9 protein-coding genes are annotated in these 11098 nt (G+C 34.8%); 3 read left to right on the top strand and 6 right to left on the bottom strand.

Going from position 1 to position 11098, the window contains the following annotated elements; genetic code table 11:
• Nucleotides 1-30: 30 nt before the first annotated feature.
• The 3 genes from cotE (at nt 31) to mutL (ending at nt 5365) form a co-directional block, all read left to right on the top strand.
• Nucleotides 31-573 (top strand): outer spore coat protein CotE, encoded by a 543-nt coding sequence (gene cotE / locus CN288_RS04720; protein ID WP_026590392.1) that lies wholly within the window; start codon nt 31-33, stop codon nt 571-573.
• A gap of 170 nt (nt 574-743) precedes the next feature.
• Nucleotides 744-3413 (top strand): DNA mismatch repair protein MutS, encoded by a 2670-nt coding sequence (mutS, locus tag CN288_RS04725; RefSeq protein ID WP_026590393.1) that lies wholly within the window; start codon nt 744-746, stop codon nt 3411-3413.
• A gap of 8 nt (nt 3414-3421) precedes the next feature.
• A complete protein-coding gene (gene mutL / locus CN288_RS04730) occupies nt 3422-5365 on the top strand; it encodes a DNA mismatch repair endonuclease MutL (protein ID WP_098301833.1) in 1944 nt (647 codons plus the stop codon).
• A 325-nt stretch (nt 5366-5690) separates the two neighbouring features.
• Here the strand turns inward: mutL and CN288_RS04735 are convergent, their stop codons facing one another.
• The 6 genes from CN288_RS04735 to CN288_RS04760 form a co-directional block, all read right to left on the bottom strand.
• Complete coding sequence (locus CN288_RS04735; protein WP_026590395.1) at nt 5691-6173, bottom strand: CcdC family protein; 483 nt, start codon at nt 6171-6173, stop codon at nt 5691-5693.
• Between the two features lie 13 nt (nt 6174-6186).
• Nucleotides 6187-6585, bottom strand: a complete 399-nt coding sequence (locus CN288_RS04740; protein WP_026590396.1) for a DUF2871 domain-containing protein — start codon at nt 6583-6585, stop codon at nt 6187-6189.
• A gap of 57 nt (nt 6586-6642) precedes the next feature.
• Nucleotides 6643-7014 (bottom strand): HsmA family protein, encoded by a 372-nt coding sequence (locus CN288_RS04745; RefSeq protein ID WP_026590397.1) that lies wholly within the window; start codon nt 7012-7014, stop codon nt 6643-6645.
• 233 nt (nt 7015-7247) lie between these two features.
• A complete protein-coding gene (locus CN288_RS04750; RefSeq protein WP_090687045.1) occupies nt 7248-7961 on the bottom strand; it encodes an ABC transporter ATP-binding protein in 714 nt (237 codons plus the stop codon).
• Nucleotides 7961-9025 (bottom strand): ABC transporter permease, encoded by a 1065-nt coding sequence (locus tag CN288_RS04755; RefSeq protein ID WP_098301834.1) that lies wholly within the window; start codon nt 9023-9025, stop codon nt 7961-7963. Before CN288_RS04755 ends, CN288_RS04750 begins: the two co-directional genes overlap by 1 nt.
• A 241-nt stretch (nt 9026-9266) precedes the next feature.
• Entirely contained in the window at nt 9267-10661 is a 1395-nt protein-coding gene (locus CN288_RS04760) for a sensor histidine kinase (protein WP_098301835.1), read from the bottom strand.
• Nucleotides 10662-11098: the final 437 nt, after the last annotated feature.

Here is an 11098-nt window from a genome sequence, read left to right on the forward strand (position 1 = left end):
TAAGTGAATATTGATTGAGGAGGGTTCCGAATGTCCGAATTTAGAGAGATTATTACAAAGGCAGTAGTGGGAAAAGGACGTAGGTATACAAAGTCAACGCATACATGTGAATCAAATCATGAACCGACGAGTATTCTCGGATGTTGGGTAATTAATCACACATATGAAGCAAGAAAGAATGGGAAGTCTGTAGAAATTGAAGGATACTACGATGTGAATACGTGGTATTCATTTAATGAAAACACAAAAACAGAAGTTGTAACAGAACGTGTTAGTTATACGGATGAAATCAATGTTGGATATCGTGACAAAAACTTTTCGGGTGAAGATTTAGAAATTATTACCCGTGTTATTCAACATCCTAATTGTTTAGAAGCAATCGTTTCACCAAATGGTAACAAAATTGTTGTAACTGTAGAGCGTGAATTTGTAACTGAAGTGGTCGGTGAAACAAAAATGTGTGTAAATGTAAATCCAGATGGATGTCCAGAGGCTGAGGATAATTTTGAAGTAGATGACGATGAATTTGAAGAGTTAGATCCAAATTTTATTGTAGATGCAGAAGAAGAATAATAGAAAGCTAGGGAGAAACTCTTCCTAGCTTTTTACATGATGTGAATGAACATGTTTCAAGATAAAAATGTGCTATAATGAAGAGAGACTCCCAAAAGAGGAGATGAGAGTGTCCGTGAAGTGCGGCATATAAATATATAGCACATTTTTATGAAGTATGGAGGAAACAAATGGTTCAGTATACCCCGATGATACAACAATATTTAAAGGTCAAGGCAGACTATCAAGATGCCTTTTTATTTTTTAGATTAGGTGATTTTTATGAAATGTTTTTTGAAGACGCGGTTAAAGCAGCGCACGAGCTTGAAATCACATTAACGAGCCGAGATGGTGGGAGTAGTGATCGTATACCGATGTGTGGTGTACCGTATCATGCAGCAAAAAATTATATTGAACAGCTCGTTGAAAAAGGATATAAGGTTGCGGTTTGTGAGCAAGTAGAAGATCCGAAAACAGCAAAAGGTGTTGTACGTCGTGAAGTTGTTCAATTGATTACGCCAGGAACGATGATGGAAGGGCGCACAATTGATGAGAAAGAAAACAACTTCTTAGCAGCGTTAACTCATTTTGAAGATGGTTCTTATGCACTAGCTTGTAATGATTTAACAACAGGACAAAATACGGTAACATTGTTAACAGGTTCTGTAGAAGATGTCTTGTTGGAAGTATACGCAACAGGTTCAAAAGAAATTGTTGTAGATTCCACATTTTCAAAAGATGAGCTAAACAAGTTGACAGAAACATTAAAGATGACAATCTCTTATGAAGATGAAACGAAAGTTCCTGAAGGATTAGAGCATCTTGTGAGAAATGTAACCCAAACGAAATTAGTTACAGCAGTAGGACGATTATTAAATTATGTATTAAGAACACAAAAACGTTCATTAGATCATCTGCAGCCTGTAGATATTTATTATACAAATCAATTTATGAAAATTGATGTACATTCAAAGCGTAACTTAGAGTTAACAGAAACACTTCGAACAAAAGAAAAAATGGGCTCTTTATTATGGCTATTAGATAAAACAAAAACAGCGATGGGCGGTCGTATGTTAAAACAGTGGATGGAACGCCCGCTTATACAAAAAGAAAAGATTGAGGAACGTTTAGAAATGGTTGAAACGTTTGTGAATGACTATTTCTTACGTGAAGATTTAAAAGAAAAACTAAAAGAAGTGTATGATTTAGAGCGTTTAGCAGGGAAAGTTGCATATGGTAATGTAAATGCACGTGATTTACTGCAATTAAGACGTTCACTTCTGCAAGTGCCAGCTATTTTAGAGGCGATTAGTTTATTAGACAATTCTTACGCAGCAAGATTAATTCAAGGCGCTGATCCATGTGAAAGTTTAACAGAATTACTAGGCAGAAGTATTCAAGAAAATCCACCGCTTTCTATAAAAGACGGTGATATTATAAAAGATGGCTATAATGACCAGTTAGATCAATATCGCTATGTTAGTAAGAACGGAAAAACGTGGATTGCAGAACTTGAAAAACGTGAGCGTGATATTACAGGAATTAAATCATTAAAGATTGGTTATAACCGTATTTTCGGCTACTATATTGAAGTGACAAAGGCAAACCTCGCTTCGCTCCCAGAAGGGCGTTATGAACGCAAACAGACGCTTGCAAATGCGGAACGCTTTATTACAGATGAATTAAAAGAAAAAGAAACATTGATTTTAGAGGCAGAGGAAAAAATTGTACAGCTGGAATATGATTTGTTTACTTCACTACGTGAAGAAGTAAAAGTATTTATTCCGAAATTACAGCATCTAGCGAAAGTTATTAGTGAACTAGATGTACTGCAAAGCTTCGCGACAGTGAGTGAAGAAGAACAATTTGTAAAACCAGTTTTAACAGATAAGCGTGAAATCTTTATAAAAGATGGTCGCCATCCTGTTGTAGAAAAAGTATTGAACGGCAAATTGTATGTTCCGAATGATTGTGTGATGCCAGAAAATATGGATGTCTTTTTAATTACAGGTCCAAACATGTCTGGTAAGAGTACGTATATGCGTCAATTAGCACTTGTTACTGTTATGTCGCAAATCGGTTGTTTTGTACCAGCAACAGAAGCTGTATTACCAGTCTTCGATCAAATCTTTACGAGAATTGGTGCAGCAGATGATTTAATTTCAGGTCAAAGTACATTTATGGTTGAAATGTTAGAAGCGAAAAATGCAATTGCGAATGCATCAGAAAGAAGTTTAATTTTATTTGATGAAATTGGCCGTGGTACATCTACGTATGACGGTATGGCACTTGCACAAGCAATTATTGAACATATTCATGATCAAATTGGTGCAAAGACGCTATTCTCGACACACTATCATGAATTAACAGTGTTAGAAGAAAGTTTAACACACCTTAAAAATGTACATGTTTCGGCTATTGAAGAAAACGGAAAAGTTGTCTTCTTGCATAAAATTCAAGACGGTGCAGCAGATAAAAGTTATGGTATTCATGTTGCACAACTTGCGGAGCTTCCAGATAGTTTAATTGCTCGTGCAAAAGAAGTATTAGCGCAGTTAGAAGGACAAGAGGAAATCATTATTCCGAAACGTGCAGAAGTCAAAATTCAAGAAGAAAAGGTACAAGAACCAGTTGTAATAAAAGAAGAGGTAGAGACACTATCAGAGAAGAACGAAGAAGCAGAATCACAGCTTTCGTTCTTTGCGGCAGAACAATCTCCTAAAAAACAAGAAAACCCTGTACTGGATCAAAAAGAAACGGCTGTCTTAACACAAATTAAAAAAATTGATTTACTTGATATGACGCCTCTAGAAGCATTAAATGAATTGTATCGTTTACAAAAAAAGTTAAAGAAAGGATGAGTAAGTAGATGGGGAAAATTCGCAAACTCGATGACCAACTCTCTAACTTAATTGCAGCAGGGGAAGTAGTCGAACGCCCTGCTTCAGTTGTAAAAGAACTTGTCGAAAATTCCATCGATGCGAATAGTACATCTATTGAAATCCACTTAGAAGAAGCTGGATTATCGAAAATTCGCATCATTGATAATGGAGATGGCATTGTTGAGGAAGATTGTATTGTTGCCTTTGAACGACATGCAACAAGCAAAATTAAAGATGAAAATGATCTGTTTCGTATCAGAACGCTTGGCTTCCGCGGTGAGGCATTGCCAAGTATCGCATCTGTTAGTGAATTAGAGTTAATCACAAGCACAGGAGATGAACCAGGTACACATCTTATTATTAAAGGTGGAGACATTATAAAGCAGGAAAAAACAGCGAGCCGTAAAGGGACAGATATTACGGTTCAAAACCTGTTTTTTAACACACCAGCGCGCCTTAAATATATGAAGACAATTCATACAGAGCTTGGGAATATTACAGACATTGTATATCGTATTGCGATGTCCCATCCAGAAGTATCTTTGAAATTGTTTCATAATGAGAAGAAGCTGCTACACACTTCTGGGAATGGTGATGTAAGACAAGTACTTGCAGCCATTTACAGTATTCAAGTTGCGAAAAAATTGATTCCAATTGAAGCAGAATCATTAGATTTTACGATTCGTGGTTATGTAACGCTACCTGAAGTAACGAGAGCATCTCGTAACTATATGTCAACGATTGTAAATGGTCGTTACGTTCGGAATTATGTATTAATGAAAGCTATTCAGCAAGGGTATCACACATTGCTTCCAGTTGGCCGCTATCCAATTGGTTTCTTATCAATCGAGATGGACCCAATGTTAGTAGATGTTAACGTTCATCCAGCTAAGTTAGAAGTGCGCTTCAGTAAAGAACAGGAGTTACTGCAACTCATTGAAAAAACATTGCAAGACGCGTTTAAAAAAGTGCAGCTCATTCCAGATGCTGGTGTTACAACGAAGAAAAAAGAAAAAGATGAAAGTGTACAAGAGCAATTTCATTTTGAACATACAAAACCAAAAGAACCACCAATGCCTAATATCGTCTTACCAACTGGGATGGATGAGAAGCAAGAAGTAAGTACAATAAAACAAACGCCAGCGCCGCAACTTTGGCAACAGCCGAAGCAAGAATGGCAGCCACCACAATCACTTGTAAGAGAAGAAAGTTGGCAACCAACTTCTAAATCGCTAATTGAAGAAAAGGCTCAAGAAGAACAAGAATGGGATAGCAGTGAAGAAGACTTTGAATTAGAGGAATTAGAAGAAGAGATTCAAGAGATCGAAGAGATTAAAATGAACGGAAACGATTTACCACCGCTTTATCCAATTGGACAAATGCACGGAACTTATATTTTCGCTCAAAATGATAAAGGGTTATATATGATTGACCAACATGCGGCGCAAGAGCGAATCAATTATGAATATTTCCGTGATAAAGTAGGTCAAGTTGGGCAAGAAGTACAGGAGTTACTTGTACCATATCGTATTGATTTATCCCTTACTGAATTCCTACGTGTCGAAGAACAATTAGAAGAATTGAAAAAGGTAGGATTGTTCCTAGAGCAATTCGGCCACCAATCCTTTATTGTTCGTTCGCATCCAACGTGGTTCCCGAAAGGTCAGGAAACAGAAATCATAGACGAAATGATGCAGCAGGTCGTAAAGCTAAAAAAAGTTGATATAAAAAAACTGCGTGAAGAAGCAGCCATTATGATGAGCTGTAAAGCATCGATTAAAGCAAATCAATATTTAACGAACGATCAAATTTTTGCTTTGCTAGAAGAATTGCGCACAACAACAAATCCTTACACATGTCCACATGGTAGACCGATCCTTGTACATCATTCGACGTATGAACTGGAAAAGATGTTTAAACGGGTGATGTAGGATAGGTGTGTTGAGGGAAATTACCTTTATTGCAATGAAAATAAGTAGTGAATAGGAAAGATGGAATGGACATGCAATAATAGATTTTTTTGTCTGTTATTTCGAGGGAATATTAGGTGAAGAAAAAGAAGTGATAAAATAAATCGCTTCTTTTTTGTTTGTTGCGATATTTATTTTTACAATAAGGGTACTATTGATAGGAAGATGATGTATAGGAAGTATGTGTGAAGCTCATCTATACATTCATAAACGGTTTTAAAGGAAAATAAATAACCTGAGTCCGATATTGTATCAGGCTCAGGTTATTTAGAGATGTGTTTTTCCATTAAAGGCTTCTGTCTACAAACTGTATTTCCCGCTGCAATTTTATAAATGAACGGTACATTCCAATTCTCCAAGAGACGATCATCGCAAAAGCGAGTAAGAAGAACATACCGCTTAATTGTCCTAAATCAATTGATTGACTTAAATATTCTTTCATACCGAGGCGGACAGCTAGTAAACCGACTAAAATAAAGATAAATGCTTTAGAAGGTATTAAATAGATGTCTTGTCCGCGAATTTCAAATTTTGATGTTTTAATAAGAAAAATAGAGAAAAATAAACCAACAATAACTGCTTCGAGAATTTCAGATGATGTTAAGCGAAATTCTGGTAAGAAGTACATGCATGCTCCCGTACTCATAAAAATTGGAGGGAGTACAATTTTTTTAAGTGTTACAGGTTTCTTTGCTGATTTTAAGCGAAGAAACATCATTCCAACAGCCATACACAGAGCAATGATACTTGATAAAACAGCTAAGCTCATGTTTGACCTCCTTTTATCCTTTGAACGATTTTTTTAATAGAATCATAAACCAAACGAGAGCGGCACCAATGATCGTATGAGACATTCCCGCAATATGACTTAACCCTTTAAAATCAGCCCCATTGAGTTGAAGGAGTCCGCGGGCCGCCATTGAACCAACTGTTAAAACTAATCCTAAATTATAGAGGATAAACCAGATGTTAAAACTTTTTTCTTTATAGAATGCAAATGATTTTGATAGGGCAAAGGCGAGTAAGAAGAATAAAAATCCAAGAACTAGCACATGTGTGTGCAACTTGTATAACGATGTAGTACCTTGAATTCCTTGCGCTTTTGAATATTCTCTCGCAAATACACCTGATAATAAACCGATAATTAAATAAGTGAATGCTGCATTATATAACTTTTTCATCATATACCTCCTAGGTAGCATTAGCAATGTTTATTTTTGGATAGTAGGCTGCGATTATTAGTGGTTTGTCATTCCGTATATAAGGCCAGAAATATATGGGATTAGCCAAATGAACCAGACGATAATACTTAGCTTGTGGAATGTTGTCATCATATTTGTATCTTTTTTGATTAATACAATTGTTGCCCAAACAGCATGGAATAACATCAGTAAAATGGCTGCTAGACCTGTGATTCCGTGGAAACTGAATAGGGATCCTGCTTCTGCCATCTTTTCCATTAAAGTCGTTCCGAGTGTATCACATACGAGTCCGAGCCAAAAAATGACGACATGCCAAGGTTTTAATGTCTTTTGGAATTTTTCACTCCATACGCCAATTGTATAAAAAATGAGTGCAGCTGTAATACATGTAATAGCAGATGCCAACACGTTCATCATTCCTTTCTAACTGCCATGTTCCTTATATAAAATATGTTACATGAGAATTATGAATAGAATATGAACGCAATATTACATATGAAGTTTGTTGAATTATTATATTGGGATTCAATTGTGATGTAAACAAAAAATTAAAATGTGCTGTTAATGAAAAAAACTTTCTTATTTCCTATTTGACTAGGGATAAGAAAGTTTTTTAGACTACTGTTATTGTACATGTTTTCTTACACTTCGTTTTCTCGTAGTAATTTTCCATCGCGAAGTGTTAAAATTCGATCACATACATCAAGCATTTTTTCATCGTGTGTAATCATAATCGCTGCTTTTTTATTTTTCTTAACTTCATCTTTCATTCGTTCAACTACTTCTCTAGCACGTTTTGAGTCAAGACTAGCAGTAGGTTCATCAGCTAAAATTAAATCTGGATTATTCATAAATGCACGAGCAATGGCTACCCGCTGTTTTTCCCCACCTGAAAGTTGGTTTGGATAATGATTCATTCGATGTGATAATCCAAAAGTGTTCAGTAATTGTTCTGCCAATTTACCAGCTTCTTTTTTATCTTCTCCCTTTAACTTAGCGATATATAAGAGTTGCTCTTTCACTGTTAAGAAAGGTACGAGGTTTGCAAATTGAAATATAAATCCAATTTTTCTTAAACGAATATCGGTCATTTCTTTTTCTGATAAACTTGTTATGTTTTGACCAGAAACATAGATATTTCCTTTTGAAGGAGATAAAAGTGCCCCTGCAATGGAAAGCAATGTACTTTTTCCTGAACCAGATGGACCAACAATACCGATAAATTCGCCTTCTTTTACATCTAATGTAATTGGGTGCAGAGCAGTTACTTCTGTATCTCCATCGCCATATACTTTACTTACTTGATCCAACTTTAATAATGACGATGAGTTATCCCATTTTAATTCTGTTACCATTACATGCCACCTCCGATTGCTTCTAATGCATCTACTTTCAATACTTGATATAGAGAAATTAGTGTACCCAGTATACTAATTAAGATAAAGACACCTATATATTGCAAGATTGTTGTTGTTGTTAATAAGAACGGCATACTAGCTGGTAGAATAGCTTCTACAGCAAAGATTAGGCCAATGCCGATGATAAGAGCAACGCCAGTTAAGAATATAGATTGTACAACTAAAGTTTTTGCTAAATATGAGTTTTTTGTTCCGATTGCTTTTAATACACCTAATTGATGTGTTTTTTGTAATGTAATGACATAGAAGAAAACACCAATTAACAATGCTGAAATTGCAAGTAAAAACCCAATAATCATCGTTAATGTTCCTTGTTCTTCTTTATAACCTGGAATACTTTGTAATACTTCTTTTTTATCAATAACTTTTGCATTGTCGATTTTTTTATCAGTATTTAGAGCAATTACACTGTAATCTTTTTGATGTGGAAGTGCAATAGCATCCCATGCATTTTCATTCATATGAACAACAGGTGAATGACTAAACATTTGATTTTGCGAGAATCCGACAACTTTGAAAGTCTTTTTAGAAATAGGTTCTACTAGCTCATCTCCAAGTTTGATCCCTTTTTGCTTGATAGATTCATCAACAACAACTTCATTGTTTTCTAACGTACCGTTTTTTCCTTCAATAACTTTTGGGGCAATGAATGAATCTTGTTTACTTGAGAAAATGGCAACATCAACTTTATTTGAGTTTCCTTCTTTTTCAAATGTCGCCACTTTAATATGCATCGGAACAGCATCTTTTGCATCAACCTGTGCTAATACTTTATCTACATCTTCTTTCTTGATTTGGGAGCGTAATAATTTACCATCTACATCATCTGATACTATAAACTTGTCTGCTTTCATTTCGATAAAAGAAGAAGCATTAGCATGTGATAAACCATTTGCTAGACCTGATATAATAAGTACAAGAAATGATAATAACATCATGATTGTACCAATTAATCCGTATCGTAATTTCGATTGTTTTAATTCTTTAAGTGCTAAAAACATTAGGTTCGTTCCTCCTTGTTTTGTTCTATGTTCTTATCATAAAGAGGAAATATGAACGGAATATGAACAACAGGTTACAAAAGAAGAGTCTACAATTTATATATAAATACAAACTGAAGTAATGACATACCCCCCTGTTTTTAGGTGAGCAAGAGCATCTGGCCACGCATAGAAGCGGTCAGAGAGAAAGCTTTTTATTCTACATAGCAACGACTTATATGTTGAAATAATTAAAATGGATTTATATAGTTCCTTCTTGTTGTTTCGGAAGGTAAATAGAGAAGGTCGTTCCTTTTCCAAGTTCACTATCAACGGTTATTGCTCCTTCATGAAGGTCAATCACTTTTTTTACAATAGAAAGACCTAATCCGCTGCCATTTACTTTTCTATTTCGGGCAGTATCAACTTTATGAAATCGATCAAATATTTTTTTTACTTCATTCTCGGGTATACCAATACCCATATCAGTAATCGAAATATGCCATTCTGTGTCTAGCTCTTCCGCTTCAAATGAAATTGTCCCAGCACTTTCTGTAAATTTAATACTATTGGTAAACAAGTTGGTCCATACTTGATAGAGCAAGTTTTCATCTCCGTAAATTTGCATGTTAGGAACAGCCATTTCAACTGCAAGATCTTTTGTTCTCCATTCCCACTCAAGCATAAAAATAATATCTCTTATTTGCTTTCCTAGATTAAAAGGCTGTTTAAGTAAAGTAAGATCTTGTTTATCAAGTGAAGCTAGCATTAATAATTGTTTACATAAACTGGACAATCGGCGACTTTCTGATTCAATGATTTCTAAGTAATGTTTCTGTTCCGCTACCGTTAAATCATTTGTTTGTAATGTCTTGGAAAATCCCTGAATAGATGAGAGGGGAGACTGAAATTCATGTGAAACATTCGAAACAAATTCTTGTCGCATCCGATCTACATTCTGCAACTTTTGGGCCATCTTGCGAAAGCTAGTTGCAAGTGTACCAAGTTCGTCTTTGCGATTTTCTGGTAGTGCTAAATCATAGTTACCACTTGCGACCTCTTTTGTCGCATGTGTAAATCTTTGAATAGGGCGAACGACAAAGCGTGTAGCTACCGCGATACAAATTAGACTAATTATAATAATCAGTCCTAATAAAACAGCATAGAAAATACGTAATTCTCCAAATTGATGTTGAATATCCGGACGAATAAATAGCGCATAACCCTTACCATTGTTTTCGATAGGAATCCCAATACTATTTAAAAGTGTATTATCAAAAAAGCCAGTAGCAAATAAACGATTCGGGTACGTTGCAATTCCATTGTATATATTTCCTTTTAATACATGTTCAAGTGTCTCTTCGCTAATATTCATTTTCTTGAAATTATCACTGTACCGCTTGCCTTGTTTTTTATCGTCTACTAAGTAGACTTCAAAGCCAAGGTTAGAAATAGACTGTAAATAATCATCTTTATTTTGTTCTGTATTTTTCTCATATAAATATTTTACTTCTTGTGCATATTTTAAAATTTTCTCGCTGTTATATGGCTTTAAATAAACATGATAATATACATTTGTAAGTAGAAATGCCAATATACTACTAACCAGCATAATAAAAACTGATATGATAACAAATCTAGAATATAACGAGCGCATATTTTTTCACCTCTAATTTATCGTTCTATTTTTTGAAAGTAAGTCCTCCGTATCAAGATTTTGAGAAAACACAGAAGATAGGAGGGAGTTGACTGCTGGCATGTGACTGAACAGTAGGGGATAAGGGGAAAAATCCAATTGATGGAAGTTTCACTTTATACAAATGATGGCTACAAATGATATAAGAGATTGAAAAATCCAACAAAGTCAAAAATGTAATAAGTATGAGTGTTCCTCCTTTCACTTTTGTAGAATAAGAAATGTTTATGAACAGAAGATGAACATGTTATTACAATTAAGTTTTTTAGTTCATTTGTAATGTGAATGATATGATTTTTTTTGGGTTGTAGTTTTGTTTTAAATTACCAATATAGTTATTATTTTCTAATAATTTGTATATAATAATTTTTCAAAAAATAATTGTATTTCTCAGAAAG

Origin of the sequence: Bacillus sp. AFS023182 (assembly GCF_002560575.1) — a bacterium.
GTDB lineage: Bacteria > Bacillota > Bacilli > Bacillales > Bacillaceae_G > Bacillus_A > Bacillus_A arachidis.